The sequence below is a fragment of the Bacillus cereus group sp. Bce019 genome (assembly GCF_051781745.1).
GTDB lineage: Bacteria > Bacillota > Bacilli > Bacillales > Bacillaceae_G > Bacillus_A > Bacillus_A cereus.
In genome coordinates this window covers 1-265 of record NZ_JBPWJX010000175.1, presented here as the reverse complement: position 1 = coordinate 265, position 265 = coordinate 1, and the positions used below count along the sequence as shown (strand labels likewise).

Here is a 265-nt window from a genome sequence, read left to right as displayed (position 1 = left end):
GCCGTAACCGTTCACCAGTCCCCCCATTGACAGCCTCTAAATTGTGACCAACAGCACTTGATCCCCTTTTTTCTCTTGAGTGATCATTTTCATCCTTCATCATCAGAGCATGAAAAAGAAAAAATCCAAATTTGCAGACGCGCCCCCCGTCGTCTCTGATATCCATCAAGCTAACGCACTCATCGAAGAGTTGTGGGCACAGCTTCGTGAGTATGAAGATAAACTCAAGACCAGTGGCTCTAACTCATCAAAGCCGCCTTCCTCC

Annotated in this window: 1 protein-coding gene; it reads left to right on the top strand. The window is 47.2% G+C overall.

From position 1 onward, the window contains the following. Positions 1 to 109: 109 nt before the first annotated feature. Positions 110 to 265, top strand: a 156-nt coding sequence (locus ACS2QP_RS27910) for a DUF6444 domain-containing protein (RefSeq protein WP_438883089.1), incomplete at its 3' end; no start/stop codon positions are given.